The organism is Chitinophaga sp. ARDCPP14 (assembly GCF_051362515.1).
In the GTDB taxonomy this organism is placed as follows: Bacteria; Bacteroidota; Bacteroidia; order Chitinophagales; family Chitinophagaceae; genus Chitinophaga.
Map to the genome: position 1 here is coordinate 118,502 of NZ_JBKIXB010000007.1, position 16,512 is coordinate 135,013.

General features: G+C 45.6%; 18 protein-coding genes and 1 pseudogene. 10 read left to right on the forward strand and 9 right to left on the reverse strand.

The features are described from left to right. Positions 1 to 347 precede the first annotated feature (347 nt). The 3 genes from ACLHR0_RS19995 (at position 348) to ACLHR0_RS20005 (ending at position 2,685) form a co-directional block, all read left to right on the forward strand. Positions 348 to 1,331: a hypothetical protein gene (locus tag ACLHR0_RS19995; RefSeq protein ID WP_436488963.1), complete on the forward strand. Its 984-nt coding sequence runs from the start codon at positions 348 to 350 to the stop codon at positions 1,329 to 1,331. An 82-nt stretch (positions 1,332 to 1,413) separates the two neighbouring features. Further along, positions 1,414 to 1,977 carry a T6SS immunity protein Tdi1 domain-containing protein gene (locus ACLHR0_RS20000; protein WP_436488965.1) on the forward strand — a complete coding sequence of 188 codons (564 nt, stop codon included), beginning with the start codon at positions 1,414 to 1,416 and terminating at the stop codon, positions 1,975 to 1,977. A 159-nt stretch (positions 1,978 to 2,136) separates the two neighbouring features. Beyond that, positions 2,137 to 2,685 (forward strand): dihydrofolate reductase family protein, encoded by a 549-nt coding sequence (locus ACLHR0_RS20005; protein WP_429050310.1) that lies wholly within the window; start codon positions 2,137 to 2,139, stop codon positions 2,683 to 2,685. 58 nt (positions 2,686 to 2,743) lie between these two features. Here the strand turns inward: ACLHR0_RS20005 and ACLHR0_RS20010 are convergent, their stop codons facing one another. Genes ACLHR0_RS20010 through ACLHR0_RS20020 form a run of 3 tightly spaced genes read right to left on the reverse strand, consistent with a single transcriptional unit; the run spans position 2,744 to position 5,565 of the window. Further along, a complete protein-coding gene (locus ACLHR0_RS20010) occupies positions 2,744 to 3,664 on the reverse strand; it encodes a helix-turn-helix domain-containing protein (RefSeq protein ID WP_429050308.1) in 921 nt (306 codons plus the stop codon). 17 nt (positions 3,665 to 3,681) lie between these two features. Beyond that, positions 3,682 to 4,608 carry an NAD(P)H-binding protein gene (locus tag ACLHR0_RS20015; RefSeq protein WP_436488968.1) on the reverse strand — a complete coding sequence of 309 codons (927 nt, stop codon included), beginning with the start codon at positions 4,606 to 4,608 and terminating at the stop codon, positions 3,682 to 3,684. A 6-nt stretch (positions 4,609 to 4,614) separates the two neighbouring features. Then, on the reverse strand, positions 4,615 to 5,565 hold the full coding sequence (locus ACLHR0_RS20020; protein ID WP_436488970.1) for an SDR family oxidoreductase: 951 nt from the start codon (positions 5,563 to 5,565) through the stop codon (positions 4,615 to 4,617). A gap of 120 nt (positions 5,566 to 5,685) precedes the next feature. Between ACLHR0_RS20020 and ACLHR0_RS20025 the strand changes: the two genes are divergently transcribed. Next, on the forward strand, positions 5,686 to 6,420 hold the full coding sequence (locus tag ACLHR0_RS20025) for a DUF6597 domain-containing transcriptional factor (RefSeq protein ID WP_429050303.1): 735 nt from the start codon (positions 5,686 to 5,688) through the stop codon (positions 6,418 to 6,420). 65 nt (positions 6,421 to 6,485) lie between these two features. Continuing rightward, positions 6,486 to 7,031, forward strand: a complete 546-nt coding sequence (locus ACLHR0_RS20030; protein WP_429050302.1) for a dihydrofolate reductase family protein — start codon at positions 6,486 to 6,488, stop codon at positions 7,029 to 7,031. Between the two features lie 73 nt (positions 7,032 to 7,104). Here the strand turns inward: ACLHR0_RS20030 and ACLHR0_RS20035 are convergent. The 3 genes and pseudogenes from ACLHR0_RS20035 to ACLHR0_RS20045 all read right to left on the reverse strand — a co-directional run bounded on the left by ACLHR0_RS20035 (position 7,105) and on the right by ACLHR0_RS20045 (position 9,049). Further along, a pseudogene (locus tag ACLHR0_RS20035) lies at positions 7,105 to 7,848 on the reverse strand (DUF2625 domain-containing protein). Between the two features lie 192 nt (positions 7,849 to 8,040). Further along, positions 8,041 to 8,439 (reverse strand): hypothetical protein, encoded by a 399-nt coding sequence (locus tag ACLHR0_RS20040; protein ID WP_436488972.1) that lies wholly within the window; start codon positions 8,437 to 8,439, stop codon positions 8,041 to 8,043. A gap of 160 nt (positions 8,440 to 8,599) precedes the next feature. Beyond that, positions 8,600 to 9,049: an Hsp20/alpha crystallin family protein gene (locus ACLHR0_RS20045; RefSeq protein ID WP_370907851.1), complete on the reverse strand. Its 450-nt coding sequence runs from the start codon at positions 9,047 to 9,049 to the stop codon at positions 8,600 to 8,602. A 230-nt stretch (positions 9,050 to 9,279) separates the two neighbouring features. Between ACLHR0_RS20045 and ACLHR0_RS20050 the strand changes: the two genes are divergently transcribed. Together ACLHR0_RS20050 and ACLHR0_RS20055 are read left to right on the forward strand one after the other, a co-directional pair. Continuing rightward, a complete protein-coding gene (locus ACLHR0_RS20050) occupies positions 9,280 to 9,843 on the forward strand; it encodes a Crp/Fnr family transcriptional regulator (protein WP_436488974.1) in 564 nt (187 codons plus the stop codon). A gap of 91 nt (positions 9,844 to 9,934) precedes the next feature. Next, the gene (locus tag ACLHR0_RS20055) at positions 9,935 to 10,279 is read left to right on the forward strand and encodes a nuclear transport factor 2 family protein (protein WP_436488976.1); all 345 of its coding nucleotides are present in this window, start codon (positions 9,935 to 9,937) and stop codon (positions 10,277 to 10,279) included. A gap of 76 nt (positions 10,280 to 10,355) precedes the next feature. Here the strand turns inward: ACLHR0_RS20055 and ACLHR0_RS20060 are convergent, their stop codons facing one another. Both ACLHR0_RS20060 and ACLHR0_RS20065 read right to left on the reverse strand, forming a co-directional pair. Then, on the reverse strand, positions 10,356 to 10,898 hold the full coding sequence (locus tag ACLHR0_RS20060; protein WP_436488978.1) for a DUF4142 domain-containing protein: 543 nt from the start codon (positions 10,896 to 10,898) through the stop codon (positions 10,356 to 10,358). A 75-nt stretch (positions 10,899 to 10,973) separates the two neighbouring features. Then, entirely contained in the window at positions 10,974 to 11,936 is a 963-nt protein-coding gene (locus tag ACLHR0_RS20065; RefSeq protein ID WP_436488979.1) for an MBL fold metallo-hydrolase, read from the reverse strand. A 128-nt stretch (positions 11,937 to 12,064) separates the two neighbouring features. On the opposite strand from ACLHR0_RS20065, the gene ACLHR0_RS20070 reads away from it, so the two are divergent. From ACLHR0_RS20070 to ACLHR0_RS20080, 3 genes are all read left to right on the forward strand, one after another. Continuing rightward, the gene (locus tag ACLHR0_RS20070; protein ID WP_436488981.1) at positions 12,065 to 14,122 is read left to right on the forward strand and encodes an endonuclease/exonuclease/phosphatase family protein; all 2,058 of its coding nucleotides are present in this window, start codon (positions 12,065 to 12,067) and stop codon (positions 14,120 to 14,122) included. Between the two features lie 243 nt (positions 14,123 to 14,365). After that, the gene (locus ACLHR0_RS20075) at positions 14,366 to 15,355 is read left to right on the forward strand and encodes a manganese catalase family protein (RefSeq protein WP_436488983.1); all 990 of its coding nucleotides are present in this window, start codon (positions 14,366 to 14,368) and stop codon (positions 15,353 to 15,355) included. Continuing rightward, entirely contained in the window at positions 15,324 to 16,028 is a 705-nt protein-coding gene (locus ACLHR0_RS20080; protein ID WP_436488985.1) for a DsbA family protein, read from the forward strand. The genes ACLHR0_RS20075 and ACLHR0_RS20080 overlap by 32 nt, the downstream gene beginning before the upstream one ends. 15 nt (positions 16,029 to 16,043) lie before the next feature. Here the strand turns inward: ACLHR0_RS20080 and ACLHR0_RS20085 are convergent, their stop codons facing one another. After that, positions 16,044 to 16,433 (reverse strand): DUF6766 family protein, encoded by a 390-nt coding sequence (locus ACLHR0_RS20085; protein WP_436488987.1) that lies wholly within the window; start codon positions 16,431 to 16,433, stop codon positions 16,044 to 16,046. Positions 16,434 to 16,512 lie beyond the last annotated feature (79 nt).

The window sequence follows — 16,512 nt, forward strand, 5'->3', positions numbered from 1 at the left end:
AAATGTTTAAGCAATAGGCTGCCGGTTGCCGGGCATCCGGCAGCGGAGTTTCGAGTGGTTGAAGAAGCGCTTCTTCTTTTTTGGGAAGTGTGGGCGTGGATCACGGAAGCTGATTGTCGCTTCCCAAGCCGGTAACCGGCCTCCGCTTTCTTTGCCCGGGTGTGAATAGGTTCTGTACAGAGTGCCTCTTAGCTAAGGAGGCATTTACCCGATTGCAAAACGAAGATATGTCGATCTAAAAGGTTGATTTACAAACAATTCCAATAATTCCGCTAATTCCTGGTATTCCACTTATAGTTCCGGGAATGCGGGTTTAATTCCGATTATTCAGTTCTATAATTTTATTTATGGCGACATCTTTTCCTGACTACCAACAACTGGTCATACAGGCGTATGAACGAAAGAAGACAAACAATACGCTACCACATGGCTTGATGCACCTCACACCCGCGAAGCTCAAAGAGGAATGCTTGAAAAGATGCACAATAGATGTAAATGGGCGGGATGAAAAGGTTATCAGGGACTTCTGTGGGGATTTGAATGTATCAAGAAGCTGTCTTGCGATCATTCAGCGATGCGACACGGATAAGTTCCGGCCGTTGGTGAATTATCTGAAAGGGAAGTCTGAAAAAACAGATGAGAAGAATATCGAACTCCTTGCCTGGCTGATTGACTTTCCTGGCAGGCCCTGGGAATTGGGGAAAACGTACTCCGGTGATGATGAAAATGGAGCTCCTGTGTTAAATGAGGCTACCCCGGCAACAGTAGATCAGGAAACGGCACCGGGTTGCCCAGCCACCCCGCCCGTAGCTGGAAGGGATGAATCAACCGGAAATCCGATAATTCCGGAAAATCCGGCAATTCCATTCCTGATGTATAGCTCAAAGGAAAAGGAAGGCGCGGGTGTTAAAGTCGCAGAAACCAGTAATCAAAAAAAATTAAGAGGGAGATCCACGAGAACATTGGCCGCCGCGGTTATATTATCGCTGGCACTGGGAACAGGTGGTATGTGGTGGTGGAAAGATAATCCGCGGCCCGGCGGTAACTGCATGTATTGGCAGGAAGATCATTACGAGCCTGTAGCCTGTAATCAGAAAATAGCTAATGGGAGGGTCATAGCGGCAGATACAATGAAGTTGAAAAATTTCAGGAAGATAACCAGGCCGGACACCATCACCTACCAGGCTATAGGAAAGGTTTGGTATTCTAAAATTAACGACAAGATAGAATACTATACAGCGGGAGGAGAGCACCCGGTGGTCTTTGGCCGTCAGCTGAAGCCAATTACTGTCTATATTATCGATAAGTATATCCGTGGAATGAATGAGTGAAAGGTTGCCCTTCTTCAAATCCCCCAAAATGCTTATCTTAATTTCTACTACTTAGCAATTAACACTAAAGAACCCTAAAGCCGTGTTTGATACATTTTTTGAAAAATATCCAGACTACCGTATTATCCAAAAACCGAAGAGCGATAACGTGGATGAGTATATTGGCAAGCTGCCGGTTCAGCTCATCCAATTTTTGAACGCTTACGGATTTGGAACGTTTATGAATGGTTACCTGAAATTGGTTGACCCATCGGAGTATCAATCGGTTTTTGATGAAGCCTATAATAATAAGGACAAGGAAATTGTTTTTGCGGTTACCGGTCTTGGCGATTTCCTGACCTGGACGGGAGATGCGATACGCGCAGTTTACTTCAAAAATGGTGGCGATTCCATTATCGAAAGCGGGGATGACATGGAATGGTTTTTTAATATGGATTTAGCGGACAAGGGTTTCTTAAGAGATAACTTAAATGATACCAATTATCTCATCGCAAAGGAAAGGTTGGGTGAACCAGAATATGATGAATGCTATGGATTTGTCCCCCTGTTAGGATTAGGAGGGAAAGAAAAAGTGGATAATCTTCAGAAAGTAAAAATAAAGGAACATATTTCCTTAATTGCCCAAACAATGGGTAAGATTGAATAGTGAAAACAGTGGGTGAGGCAAAATTGCTTTTTCCCTTTCCCCGAATGGCCTAAATGCCCCTTCTTTTGTCGCAGATGGCCTTTACGGTGATAACTATAGTATTTATTTTTGGACTGTATCTGAAACCAGCATAAAAAATTAAATACTAAAACCGATCAGATGAGAAAGATAATCTACGGAATCAATCTGACTGCAGATGGTTGCTGTGATCATACCCAGTTAAGTGGCGGCCCGGAAATCCATGAGTATTTCACGGACCTCATGCGGGATGCTGACCTGATCATCTACGGACGTAAAACCTACGAGTTGATGGTTCCTTACTGGCCTGACGTCGCAAAAAAACAATCCGGGACGAAATCGGAGATCGAATTTGCGAAAACATTTGACGCCATTGATAAAATTGTTTGTTCCCGGTCGTTAGACAAGGTTGAAGGTAATACGAGAATTATTCGTGAGAACCTCGCAGAAGAAATCTTAAAACTGAAACAGGAATCCGGCAAAAATATTTCAATCGGAGGTATAAGCCTGCCTGGGGAATTAATCAGACTTGGCCTGGTGGATGAATATTATTTTCTCGTTCATCCCATCATTGCGGGTGAGGGAAGAAGGTTGCTGGATGGTACCGGTCCGGCTCAGCGGGATTTAAAACTGGCAGACTCGAGAACGCTTCCATCAGGAGCTATAGCGCTTCATTACGTGAAACAATGATAATGCGGGTATTCAGGTGAAAGTACTGGTACAGGTCTCAAACCATTTAACCAATAATTTAATTAAAAGACTGACGGAACGCCATCGGCGACAGGTTGGTTTTGGTCTTGAACAATTTACTGAAGGATTGCAGGTGTTCAAAACCCAACTCGTAGGCGATCTCGCTGACGGAGAGATTGGTGGTCGATAGTTTTTCTTTAGCCACTTCTATGAGCTTATTGTGCAGATGCTGCTGGGTATTCTGGCCGGTAAGGGATTTCAGTAACCCGCTCAGGTAACCCGGTGAGATATTTAAGTTTTCGGCAATGTAGGCAACGGTGGGCAGGCCTTTTTGAGCAAGCATGCCGCTGTTAAAATAATTGGTGAGCAGATCTTCCAGTTTGGTGAGTATCTCATGGCTGGCGATCTTGCGGGTTATGAACTGGCGCTGGTAGAACCGCTCTGAATAAGTCAGTAATAGTTCCAGCTGGGCAATGATCACGCTTTGACTGAACCGGTCGATATTAGCATTGTACTCCTGCTCTATATTTTGCGCAATAGATGCGAGCATCGTTTCTTCTTTGTCTGATAAATAAAGCGCCTCGTATACGGAGTAGTTGAAGAATTCGTATTGCTTGATGGTTTTAGCCAGCGGCGTGTTCCATAAAAAATCCGGATGGATCAGGATCATCCAGCCCTCCGGACGGTGCATCATACCACCATTTTCAATTTCCACTCCAAAGACCTGGCCGGGTGCCATAAAGAAGAGTACACCTTCATCAAAATCGCTGGCCTGCTGGCCGTATTTGAATTTGGCATTCTTTACCCTTTTCATGGATATTGTATAAAAATCATAGATCAAACTGAACTTGCCTTCGGCAAGGGGCCTGGTCAGGTCGTCCATCCGCACCAGGCTGATCAGCGGGTGCGCGGGCTTTGGCAGGCCCGCAGCCCGGTGATATTCGGTAATTGTGTGAAAATGAAAAATCTGCTTATTCATAGCTTTGATAAAGTTCGTTATTTTTTATGGTAAGCCCGGGCAAACTCCTGAGCGAAATCAGCAAGTTTAACCTTCCCCATTTTTGGCTGGTTCCGGTGAAAGTTCTCCAGGGTTTTACCACTGTGCATAGCCGCCTGCATTTCCACCAGGGTCTCCGCCAACTTTTCCGGCACTTTAGCCATCTTCAATCCCTGCAGCATTTGCTTTTCCGAGAGCAATACCCATTTTAACCAGGGCTTGCCTACCGCGCTTCCGATGATCTTTGCCGCTTCATTGCAGGTCATTTCCTCGCTGCCTACATAACGGATGGTTTTTTCTTTGGGTAATAATAGCAGTTCCTCCGCAACGGCATCCGCAATATCTTTTGGCGATACGAAAACGATCCGGTCGTCTCCTCCATAATTGCCCATGAGCAGGCCGGTTTTGCCAGTCAGTAGCGCCCCAAGGCCGTAATAACGCAGCGCCAGCATTTTGCCCATAAGGCCCTTGCCTCTGATCAGGTCGATGGACTGATAGAAGTTGGTATAAAAGGCCGCGGGCCGCATGATGGTAATGGAGGCGTTAAGTCCGTCAAATACATGCTCTGCGTTTTCGGCTTTCACCAGGTCTGCTGCCCAACCGCTCAGGAGTACAACCCGTTTGGTGCCGGCTTCTTTAAGTGCCTGAACATAGTTTTGCGATATCCGGCGCAGGTAAGCTCCCATATCAGGTTCCGTAAAACTCAGGGGAATCATTGCATAAACGGCATCTGCCCCGTTGAAAGTATCAGTCAGAAACCGGACATCGGAGATCGAGCCAATAGCAGGGGTAGCGCCTGTTTTTTGGATAGCTGCCCGCTTTTGGGCATCGCTGCTGACAACGGTTACCGCATGTCCCTGGGCGATCAATATTTCTGTCAGCGGCAGGCTGATGTTCCCTAAGGAACCTGTAACAATAATTTTCATCGCTGGTTATTTGGTATAAATACTGTTCTCAATATCGGTAAGCAAGGGTGCGTGCGTTGGGCGCCATTTTATATGCTCCTGTGTCCAAACGCTCGATGCGGGACAGTCGATGGCGGCCATCTGTGAGAACCAGCCAAAATGTTCAGCGGCTGCTTCCGGCATTACCGGAACTACCGGGAAATTCAGTTGTTTACCTATGGCTTCCGCTATCGTTTTAACTGTAATCGCTTCTTCGGCTGAAGCATGATAACGGGCTCCCGGTTCGGCGTTTTCCAAAGCCAATCTGTACAAATGGGCAGCATCCAGCCGGTGTACGGCGTTCCAGCGATTTTGTCCGTCGCCGATATAAGCAGATATTCCTTTTTCTCTGGCGATATTGACCAGAATGGGTACGAAACCATGTTTATCATCGTCGCCATGTACCGATGGAGATAAACGGATCACTGCTGTACGCACACCCAGCGCGGCTACTTTATCTGCGGCTTGTTCAGAAGCCCTGGGCCAGGCCGGGTTGAACAGAGGAATGATATCTTCGGTAGCCAGCTTGCCGGGACTGACCAGGGCTGTGCCGGAAGTAACGATCAAAGGACGGTCAGAACCGGCCAGCACATCGCCGATGGTTTCAATGGCTGTTTTATCCACTTCGCATACTTCCTTAAACCGGGTAAAGTCGTGGATAAAGCCGGCATGGATCACGCCATCTGACTGAGCGGCGCCGCTGCGAAGGCTTTCCAGGTCTTCGAGGTCGCCACGATGAACTTCTGCACCTGCTTCGATAAGCTTTTGAGCTGAAGCATCTGAACGGGCCAGCCCTAATACCTGGTGGCCGGCAGCTAATAATTCCTGCACAATGGCAGTACCGACGAAGCCTGTAGCTCCTGTAACGAATACACGCATGATTGTTTTTTCTTTTGTTGACACAAAGATGAGTTGCTTTAGTGAGGTTGATTTATCCAAAACTGCGTTTGATTTAGCTAAAACAGGGAAAGAATTGTGTAATTAACTAATTTTGATATCCGGTTGTAAAATCCCGGGTTTTGTACGCACAGATTACAAACAACCAATTTAGTTTTAGCAATGAAACATAACGAGGTTAAACCTTGCTTAGCATTAGCCACCTATATTCATTCTTTCTGGGAATTGAAAGGAGATGACAGCGACCACCAATGGGAACGGATATTTCCTGATGGCTGCCCCGGGATCGTTATAAATTTAGGAGGATCCTGCAAAACCGACAACGGCCTGGCTACTATGGATCACGGGAAAACATACGTGGTAGGAGCAATGACTTCCTTTAAAGATAGTTTTATCGACAGCAACACCCATCTAATGGGAGTGTGCCTGAAACCAGCCATGTTTTCGTCTTTTTATAACTATGCGCCACAAAATGAATTGACGGATCATACCGTTGAATTTGACTTAGCACATTCATTTGATGTTGATAAGATAAATAATGATCCCCATGTTTATCTCAACAGATATTTTTTGGACAGGAAAAGAAATATCAACCAGTTGCTTCAGCCTGTTTTAAACGATATCCATATTTCTAAAGGAATGTTAAGCATCTCTGAAATGGCAAAAAATAATTTTATAACTGTCAGGCAATTGGAGCGGATTTTTAAAGCCCATATTGGATTAACCCCCAAGGAGTATGTAAAGATCATTCGCTTCCAGTCGGCTTTTTCTATGATGAGTGACAACAGCCCAAAGAAAAGCTTGTCAGATATAGCGTTTGAATGCGGCTTCTATGACCACGCACATCTTACCAATGAAATAAAACAACACACGGGACTTACGCCTTCCCAATTTTAATTTTGTCGCTTTTTTCCAAAAGATAAACCAGGCCAGGTACTTAATTTTGCGTAAAAGGATTTTAAATGAAAAAAGTAATTTTGAATTTAGCGGTCAGCTTAGACGGGTTTATTGAAGGGCCAAATGGTGAAATTGATTGGTGCATTATGGACGACGATATGGACTTTGGAAGTTTTATAGCAAGCGTCGACACCATATTTTACGGAAGAGTGAGCTATGATGCCTGGGGGAATTTCCAACCTGATGCAACTACCAGTCCTGCAGAAAAAGAGATGTGGGAGGGAATACACTCAAAAAATAAATTTGTTTTCTCAAGCCAGAGCAGGCAAGATAGCAAAGCTACCTTCATAGGCTCCGACATAGCAAACCGGGTTGCTGAAATCAAGCGACAAGATGGTAAAGATATCTGGCTATACGGTGGGGCAAGTCTTATTAAAACATTTATAAATACAGGTCTTATTGACGTCTATAAAGTATCAGTGCACCCGGTAGTTTTGGGAGCTGGCAAACCATTGTTTGAAGATTTGAAAGAACGAATAGGTTTAAGGTTGATTGAAACCAATGTTTTCAAGTCGGGTGTAGTGCAACTTACCTATGAGCCGGGGAAATAGATACCGGAGGATTTACTTGTTACAAAAGACAGTATAAATTGAAACGCCTTCAAGTTATCGAAGGCGTTTTTTATCAGTTGTCTAACCCAAGTTGTTTTCTCATGTCGAGGTTAAAATCATATTGTTCCTCAATCGAAATGGCTCTCCGGGAGTTTTCATTAATGTCTTTTCCTTCCTTTGTCCAAAGAAAAGGATAAAAGTTAAAGACTTTATCGCCGTTTAACTTTGAAACTTCGTCCCGCCAATTTGTCCACCTGCTGCCCTCATAAAATTTATCCAAGTCATTGTTGAAACAGAAGTCCAGGAATTGGGTATAAGTAAGGTCCATTTGTTCATACTCTAAATTATCTGGCGAAAAATAATAGACGTTTCCTAAGTCCTTGCCAAGCCCTCCGCCATTTAGAAGATAAAAGCCTCCAATAGCATCATCGGCAATTAACAGAAATGATGGACTTTCACCAAATTCTTTAAAAGATTTCCCTTTATTCCAATCAGGAAGTGTCCGATTAATTTTTGAGCTACCTGAACCAAGAATCCTAATCCAGCCATCATCAATTAAAAGTCCGCCTGTCATATAAATAATTGCACCCATTGGGGAACGCGTTGTCACCTAGGTTTTGTACAACGCATCTTTTGCTTTTGAGGTGTCAACCGGTAAGATCTCAACTTTGTTTTTTGCGGATTTAATCCACTCATCTACAAATATCCATCCCGGATCAGTTTTGTTGATTAGTTCTTCAACTTGTCTCATTTTATTTTGGGCTGTCATTGGTAAGGCATACAAGGTCAGCAAGACTATTGTTAAATATCGCATCATAACCTTTGTGTAGTTTTCGCAAGCTATTATTTTTTCGGCTATCTAACAAAAAAGCGCAGTGACTGGCCGGATAACGCAGAAATTATTCCATAACTCATATCGGGAAAACTTGCCTATCCGTAAAATATAAAATGAGCTAAAAATATCCGACCAGATATCTTTTAGCTCATTTTAATAATTGAACCAATCAACTCAAGGTTCTGTGTGATCGTGTTCCAATGCCTTCTTGAATTTATTATACAGTGTCCAATCGGGATTCGGCTGGTTATCCATCCAGCCATAAGTAAGGCCCTCAAATCTTGCGCGGTAGAAAGTGTCATTTTCCGGGTACATTCTTATTCCGTCGTAATATCTTCTGAGGAAATATTCAAAATTAGCACGGTCCTTTCTGCCGGCAAATTTTTCACCTTCGGCGTAACCGTAATTGTATTCGCGCTCGTACTCAGAAAGTACAGGCCCTGACGGATTAGACCGGGGAGGAGGAAGCGTTTGGGCATGAACCGATAATGATCCTGCCAGTGCAATTAAAAGTACCGCAACTGTTTTAGCCGCTGCATTCCATTTTAAACATCGTTTTCTTTTATTTTCCATAAAATAGTATTTAGGCAATGAAATTAGCCTTCCTTACTATTAAAGGATAGTACAAAGACGACAAGTTTGATTCCCTGCATAAAGTCGCTGGTACCTGATAAAAAAAAGCTGCTGGCCCGTATCAGCAGCTTCCGCAGATCCATTTTCTATACGGAGGATCTTATCCGATTTCAATTGTCCTGGGTGCTTTTTGCTTTGCTTCTTCTTTCTTCGGAATAGTAAGCAACAGCAGACCGTTTTCGTAACGGGCATTTATTTTTTCTTCATCCACTACGTCCTTCTGAAGTTCGAAGCTGCGCTGAAATGATTGATAGCTGAACTCCCTGCGGCTGTAATTTTTTTCCTTGGTTTCTTCTGTATGTTGTTTAGCAGAAGAAATAGTGAGCAGGTTGCCATCAAGTGTGATCTTAAAATCTTTTTTATCCATGCCGGGAGCGGCTACTTCTACTTCAAAGTTATCGTCCGTTTCCCGGATATTTACTGCGGGAACGGTAGTGCTGGTGGATGAATAGTTATTGTTTCCCCAATTAAAAAGTTCGCGGCCAAAGAAGTCATCGAACAAAGCCGGGAATGCGGGGAACTGATTCCCGTTCCTTTTAATAAGTGACATATTAACCTCCATTTTTAAATAAGTGAGCAATAAATAATGATCTCATTTTAATTGGCTGGCCAGCCTCAAAAAATTTCACAATCGATATGCCATGGCCCAAAAACTGATTTTTTTTCATGAAAACTGACATTATTTACCCTCTTATTAAGAGGGTAAAGGTTATCTTGTCAGCCCGCCCTTTAACTTCATGAAGAAGGCTGATATCTTAAAGAATCATGTTAAGTTTGAGTATGGAAAATTTATTGAAGTATATCCATTCTCTCACCAACTTTACACCAGACAACTGGTGTGCGCTTACCCCGGCCTTAACAACGGTGGTGTTCTCCAAAGATGAATACCTGTTACAGGCCGGTAAAGTTTGTGAGGCCTTGTTTTTTGTGAGCAGCGGATACTGCAGGGCCTTCTATAACAAGGATGGACAGGATATTAATACCGCTTTCTTTTTTGAGAATGATATCGCTACCAATATCAACAGCCTGGCTACCGGTGAAAAGTCGGCTTTCTCCATCCAGGCATTGGGGCCGGTAACGGCTATCCGCTTTGATGTAAAGAAGCTGCGCGAGGTATCCCTGCTGGACCCTGCTATAGAAGCGTTGGGCCGGAAATGCCTTCAGCAGATTGCGGCAAAACAGGAAAAGCATGCCGCCATGTTTAAATTAATGAGTCCGCAGGAACGTTACGAATTCCTGGAGGAGCATGACCCCGGCTTATTGCAACGGGTGTCGCTTACCCAGCTGTCTTCCTACCTTGGCGTAGCCAGGGAAACATTAAGCCGTATCCGCAGCAGGAGATAGGCACCTTGTTTGTGACGATTGTCACAGGTTAAAATGGTTGGATCTGTGGATCTTTACACCATTAATTTTAAACCATTTAACAACAGAAAGTATGAATGCAACACAATCAACAGAAACCGTACTTCGCTTCATTAATTCATTGAATGAAGAAGATTTTACCACGGCACGCAACTGTGTGACCGATGATCTTACGTTTAACGGTGTAATGGGAACCCGTAATGGCGCTGATGCCTATTTCAAGGATATGGAACGGATGAAGCTGAAATATAACATCCGGAAGGTGTTTGCTGACGACAGCGATGTGTGCCTCTGGTACGATGTAATTATGGATGACAAACCCATACTAAGCTGCGGCTGGTATCAGTTGCAGGACAACTGTATCCGTTCGTTCCAGGTGGTATTTGACCCGCGGCCATTATTGGAAACGGCGAAATAGTTTCGTCACGACAGCAGCCCATGTTTAAAAAAAGCCATTCCTTTACGAATGGCTTTTACTTTTTCAAACATTCACACTAGTTATGGGAAATATCTCTTTTGTTGATTAGTTTACGCATATTTTCCAGGATGGTATTTGCTTCCTCGAAATGCGTATTTAACTTCGGTACCATATCCCTGGCATAGGTACTGATGGCGGTATCCTTAGAGGCTACTGCATTATTAAAGTCAAACAGCGTTTTTTTATGATCCTCGATCATCTGTTTAATATAGGCCCTGTCAAAATCTTCTTTCTTAATATCTGTCAGCGTTTGTTCTGTCGCTTTTGCATCGTCTGTAAGATCTGCAGGCATGGTAACGCCTGTTTTATTGGCAATGGCCTGTAATTGTTCATTGGCGGCAGTGTGATCTTTTTCCATCATCGCACCATACTGCCTCACCCGTTCATCCCGGGCTTTACTTTTTGCAAGTTGTCCAAGCCTTATTTCTTTAAGGTTAGCGGCAGCCGCAGTAGTGATAAAGTTAACGGTAGCCTTTTCCGTTTGCTGGTCCGGTTTCTTTTGCTGCCCGCAGGAGAGAAGGGCAGCCACAGCCAATGTTAGAACAGGATATGTTTTCATCGTTCCAGTTTTTGAAAGGATATCAAAAAAAGCGCCATGCCTCGAACCGGGGATTTTATCAATAAGATATGACACTTAAACATTAAACCTAGCCTTAGTCCGCTTGCGGGTATACCAGATACCAGCGGCAGCTAATGCTACAGCGCCTGCCAGCAGCCACCAACGGGTATTCCCGGCAGGCGGAATGTATTCCACGCCGTTCACCCCGGCAACAGCCGCTTCATTTACATACCTGCCGGAATGCGGCCGGGCAGATGCTTTGAAATTATCTGCCAGCGATTGCAACTGTCGCTGCATTTCCTGGCCGGTTAACGGCTTCCCATGGCCGGTAGCTACCGTTTGGGGTTGCAGGGCCGCCAGTTTTTTCACACTGCTCTCCGCAGAGATCCAGTCAGGTGTGAAATATTTAGGAGGACCGGATACTTTTTTCGATTGGGTGATCACGTGAGACAGCGACTCTGCCTGGGTGGTTACAAACGCATCTCCCGCCAGCAGTACACCGTCGTATTCGCGGTAAAGACTGATATGTCCCGGTGTATGCCCAGGCGTATGAATATATCGCCATCCTTCCAGTCCGGGTACGGATCCGTCTTCCGGAAGCATGAGCAAATGGCCGTTCAGATTAATCCCCTGTTTGGGGAATGTCCACGACAGTAATGTCATCATACCGCCGCCGGCAGATGGGTCGGGAGGTGGGTAGGCAGACCTGCCGGTAAGATAAGGGGCTTCCAGGTAGTGCGCATACACCGGCACATCCCATTCCGACAACAGCGCAGGAAGTGCGCCTGTATGATCAAAGTGACCGTGGGTGAGAATAATAGCCGATGGTGTTGCCTGCGGCCAGAAGAGATGTTTGGCCACCTGCATAATTTTATGGGCGGAGGTCTGCAGTCCGGCATCTACCAGTACCCAGGAATTATTGGCTGGCTCATGAATGAGGTACATATTCACAAATACGTCGTGTATACCCCACACGCCGGGCGCCACCGCAAACCATTTCTTATAAAGTTTCTCCTCGATTAACGTAATGTTTTCCATACCGGTTGTTTTCCTTCCATACAGCAATTACTGTTCCCTCCGAATGCCCCTGTCTCCCGAAAAATAAAAACAGTTATCTCAAACGGGTTATTTATTTTGCGGCAGAAGTGGACAAAAAATAGCGAACAATGAAAATCAACCTGCTCTTCCGCCGCGGGAGAAAAGCATACCTGACAGGCATCTTCCTGCTCGCAGGTAGCCTTACCTCATATGCACAAAAGACTAACCAGGCGCTCCTGCTGGATGGCAATGATAACAACCCCAGTATTGGTATGGGTATCATCCGGAAGCATTGGACCGTGGAAGCCTGGATCAAAGGAAACGATAACGTCTGGAAGGAGCGCGAAGCTATTATTGGCGGCGGTGAATACACAGCCTATCCCCACATCGACAATCTCCCTTTGATGATCAAAAACGGTCATTTACACAGCAAAAAAGCGAATATAACCGCACGCGGGATACTGGATAGCAACTGGCATCACGTAGCCGCCACCTGCAACGGCGTAGAAACCAAACTTTACCTGGATGGAAAAGAAGTGGGCCGCGCAAAAGGCGCGGTGGATATCTTGCCCGGCGCCATAGGCACCAATGATATGGACTCCAGTACCTTTGGCGGTTGTATCGATGAAGTACGGATATGGACCACCGCACTGGCTCCCGCCACCCTCCGCCGGTGGATGTATCAGCCGTTGGCCCCTTCGCACCCTGACTTTCAGGCGCTGAAAGGCTATTATACCTTCGATGATATGCAGGACGATGTATGTCTTAACCTGGTGGGGAAAGGCCACCAGGCATATCATATGCGGAATACACGGAAAAAGTATAAAGGAACATCGCCGTTGGCGGCGCTGGTGAAAAATAACAACCCTTTATTTGTAACACCGCATCCGAAGCAACAACTGTTTAATGCGGTAACTATCCAAAGCGAATGGGATGCGGATCCGGGCAGCGCTAACGACGCGGTACTTAAACTACGTATAGTGGCTAACGGTAGTAAGGAGCCGCTGAAACTGACTGCTTTGCAGCTGGATTTATCGCGCAATACCCGGTTATCCGATATTACGGCAGTGCATGTATATGCTGCCGGTCAAACGCCGCGCTCCAACAGCAGGAAGGAGTTGTTTGGAACAGGTAATACCCCGGGGAAAAAAATGAAATTAGTTTTGCCTCCGGCAGATGGATATGCCTTGCAAGACGGGGTAAATTATTTCCTGGTAACCTTCGATGTAAAAAAGAACGCGGTGCCAGGAGATACTTTGTATGCAGATGTTGCTTCATTTGCTTTAAACGGCACCGCCTATACGCCGGAAGCAGCACCCACCAACATTATGAAAACCGTTGTACCCTCTTCTGCAACCAATGCAAATACGGTGAAGCTGCTGCAATGGAATATCTGGCATGGTGGCGTGCACCTAGGAAATAATGGTCCCGGCCGGGTAAAGGAATTGCTGTTGCAGACCCATGCCGATATTATCAGTATGCAGGAAGCATATGGCACACAACAGTTCCTGAATGATACGCTGGGGTTTCACCTGCAAACACCCGCTCCGGGCGCCAATCTCGCACTGTTCAGCCGTTACCCTTTGGAGCAGCATGCATCCGGTGATAATTTTAAATCCAATACCGCAACGGTGCTGCTGCCGGGCCGCCGGAAAGTATTGGTCGGCAACTGGTGGCTGAGGTATGCCAGTAAACATGAGTACACCGATTTTTATCCCATTCCGGGATTGGATACTAACGACTGGATCAGGGAAGACAGTGAACTGGCGGTAACAGATGCCCGGAAAAACCTGGATCAGGACATAGACCCGGTTGCAGCGGCTGATACCTCATTGCCGGTGATTTTGGCGGGGGATTTTAATTCGGGTAGCCACCTCGACTGGACCGCCAGGGCAGCGTTTTTACACTATGGATATGGTCCGGTATTATTACCGGCTTCCAGGTTTATGCTGGAACGGGGTTACCGCGATAGTTACCGGGAGCTGCAACCAGATGAAGTGACACATCCGGCAGGCACATTTGCGGTGATTTACGGGCACCTGCAAACTTCACGGATCGACTTTATTTATTACAAGGGTTCAGGCATTAGTGCAATCGCTTCTAAAATTATCCGGACATCACCGGAGATAGACGACGTGTGGCCTTCCGATCATGCTGCGGTACTTACTACATTTGATATACGATAACAAGGCGAAATCGGTCACTGCCGCACGTTTGAGGAGAACCGTCTCAGTAATGTGTAATCATTTTCTCATAGTAACCCCATCCTGGGAAACTTACATGAATGACTGCGACCAGTCATGTTGACAGAAAACAACACAGGAGCGAGGTTCGCTGTATCAGGCTGCTTTACGTGTAAGATGGCATTGGTATGGATTCACATTTGCGAATGAAATACGAAAGTATTGTTCACTCAAAAATGATGAAGTATGTTCTATCATGTAAAAGACCTGCAGTTTAATGCCCGGGTATCAAAACCGGATCCTGCATTTGCTACTTTATTACTGGAGCAGTTCGGCGGTGCAAACGGCGAATTGGCCGCTGCGCTCAGGTACTTCGGACAGGCATTTGGCGCCAGGAATCCATTTCCTGACAAGTACGACCTGCTGATGGATATAGCCACAGAAGAATTCAGCCACCTCGAAATAGTGGGCGCCACTATCCAGATGTTATTGCAGGGCATCAACGGAGATTTGAAAAAAGCGGCAGAAGAATCGGAGATCATGCAATTGCTGGATGGGAAAAAGGCGAAGGAAGAGTTTATTCATAAAGCGATTGTAGCGCCACAACTCCTGGTATCTTCCGGAGGCGGCCCTGCATATACCAACAGCCAGGGCGTTCCATGGTCGGCTTCCTATATCAATGGCGATTGTAACGGTGATCTTACAGTAGATCTCCGCTCTGATATGGCAGCGGAATCACGCGCAAAAATCACTTACGAATACCTGCTCCAATTTACTGACGATCCATATGTAAAGGAAACCCTTAACTTCCTGATGACACGTGAAGTGGCACATTTCCAGATGTTTGAAGCAGCGCTGGATTCCATACAGCCTAATTTCCCTCCAGGCGTATTGCAGTCGGATCCGCGCTACAGCAACCTCTATTTTAATATGTCCAGCGGCGCGGATATCCGTGGAACATGGAATGAGGGCGAGTCTTCCCAACTCGGGGAAACCTGGCAGTTTATTCAAGATCCTGTTAGCTACGTACTGCAAACAAACGGATTACTGGATGTGGAACCAACCGGCACCAGCAGAACCCTGCAGGGTGTAGATGAAATAGACAAGAGTTTAAGCCTGCAGCGAAGCGAGGAAATAAACATGGCAGTACCGATTGGAGAACAGTCATGGAGTGAACATGCCGACAGCGTACAAAAAAAGAGCAATGGAAAGACAAGCCACACTAAAAAGAAATAAAAAAGGTAAGGCGACAGATGCCGGGTACCATCTTGAAGTGGTTTATTATACCGATCCGCTTTGTTGCTGGAGTTGGGCGTTTGAACCGGTAATTCAACGGCTTGTTAATGAGTATGGGAAACGGTTGTCGATCCGCTATTGCATGGGTGGCATGTTATCGGGGTGGAACAACTATCACGATACGCTGCATGCAGTTAGCCGGCCCATACAAATGGGGCCGGTGTGGTTGCAGGCAAAACAACTGACCGGCGTAGCGTTGAACGATACCATCTGGTTCACAGATCCGCCGGCATCTTCTTATCCGGCCTGCGTAGCGGTAAAGTGTGCTGCCCTGCAATCGGAGCAGTTAGCTGCGCAATATCTTTTTAAGTTGCGGACTGCAGTGATGCTGAAAGCCAAAAATATTGCGCGAAAGGAAGTGTTGATCTCCACGGCGGAAGAGCTGGCGCAAGAGAACCCCTTGTTTGATGCGGGGAAATTTACAACGCAGTTAACAAGCCAGCAAGCTATCGATGCGTTCCGGGCGGATATGCAGGAAACAAAGTATAGGGGCATCCATCGTTTCCCTTCATTATTGCTGCAGGTAAGGGATACGAGAAAAAGTTTACTGCTCACAGGAAACAGGCCTTTTGAGGCTATTACATCGTGTATTGACCAATTAGTTGCTGAGTAAAATAAAATATCCGGATTATTTATCCGGATATTTTATTTTCCATTGTTCCAGTAGTTCATCCGCCTTACCTGGTTCCAGGTGTTTAATAATAAAATCAAGTTTTTCTTCCCGGCGGTCGTCACCTTCTTTTGATTGGGGAGATCCGCAGTACCACAGGAAGGATAATCCTACTACCTGCCAGATAAGCTGAAGGAATTCCGACTGCCAGTTTTCCATTGTTTCCCGCATCATCTGTACGGCATATTCCGGAACTTCGGCAGGTTGCGAATGCGCCATCTGCTCGTTCAGATAATCTTTCCATCCAAAGTACCAATGTAATGCTATGGAAGCAAGGAATAGCAAAAGCGTTACCCAGAAGTAGGCTTTTCGCTTCAGGTAAGAGGGGCTTTTTTGATTTGTTTTCATAACCTGTAGTGTAAACAGTGAATAAGAATTTTACAGGTAAATGAGTAACAAAATCGAGCCAGACCTTATACCAGCTGCA

Excerpts from the sequence above, each read along its gene's own strand:
- ACLHR0_RS19995 (WP_436488963.1), top strand. The coding sequence starts at position 348 with ATGGCGACATCTTTTCCTGACTACCAACAACTGGTCATACAGGCGTAT.
- ACLHR0_RS20005 (WP_429050310.1), top strand. The coding sequence starts at position 2,137 with ATGAGAAAGATAATCTACGGAATCAATCTGACTGCAGATGGTTGCTGT.
- ACLHR0_RS20010 (WP_429050308.1), bottom strand. The coding sequence starts at position 3,664 with ATGAATAAGCAGATTTTTCATTTTCACACAATTACCGAATATCACCGG.
- ACLHR0_RS20015 (WP_436488968.1), bottom strand. The coding sequence starts at position 4,608 with ATGAAAATTATTGTTACAGGTTCCTTAGGGAACATCAGCCTGCCGCTG.
- ACLHR0_RS20025 (WP_429050303.1), top strand. The coding sequence starts at position 5,686 with ATGAAACATAACGAGGTTAAACCTTGCTTAGCATTAGCCACCTATATT.
- ACLHR0_RS20030 (WP_429050302.1), top strand. The coding sequence starts at position 6,486 with ATGAAAAAAGTAATTTTGAATTTAGCGGTCAGCTTAGACGGGTTTATT.
- ACLHR0_RS20040 (WP_436488972.1), bottom strand. The coding sequence starts at position 8,439 with ATGGAAAATAAAAGAAAACGATGTTTAAAATGGAATGCAGCGGCTAAA.
- ACLHR0_RS20045 (WP_370907851.1), bottom strand. The coding sequence starts at position 9,049 with ATGTCACTTATTAAAAGGAACGGGAATCAGTTCCCCGCATTCCCGGCT.
- ACLHR0_RS20050 (WP_436488974.1), top strand. The coding sequence starts at position 9,280 with ATGGAAAATTTATTGAAGTATATCCATTCTCTCACCAACTTTACACCA.
- ACLHR0_RS20055 (WP_436488976.1), top strand. The coding sequence starts at position 9,935 with ATGAATGCAACACAATCAACAGAAACCGTACTTCGCTTCATTAATTCA.
- ACLHR0_RS20060 (WP_436488978.1), bottom strand. The coding sequence starts at position 10,898 with ATGAAAACATATCCTGTTCTAACATTGGCTGTGGCTGCCCTTCTCTCC.
- ACLHR0_RS20065 (WP_436488979.1), bottom strand. The coding sequence starts at position 11,936 with ATGGAAAACATTACGTTAATCGAGGAGAAACTTTATAAGAAATGGTTT.
- ACLHR0_RS20070 (WP_436488981.1), top strand. The coding sequence starts at position 12,065 with ATGAAAATCAACCTGCTCTTCCGCCGCGGGAGAAAAGCATACCTGACA.
- ACLHR0_RS20075 (WP_436488983.1), top strand. The coding sequence starts at position 14,366 with ATGTTCTATCATGTAAAAGACCTGCAGTTTAATGCCCGGGTATCAAAA.
- ACLHR0_RS20080 (WP_436488985.1), top strand. The coding sequence starts at position 15,324 with ATGGAAAGACAAGCCACACTAAAAAGAAATAAAAAAGGTAAGGCGACA.
- ACLHR0_RS20085 (WP_436488987.1), bottom strand. The coding sequence starts at position 16,433 with ATGAAAACAAATCAAAAAAGCCCCTCTTACCTGAAGCGAAAAGCCTAC.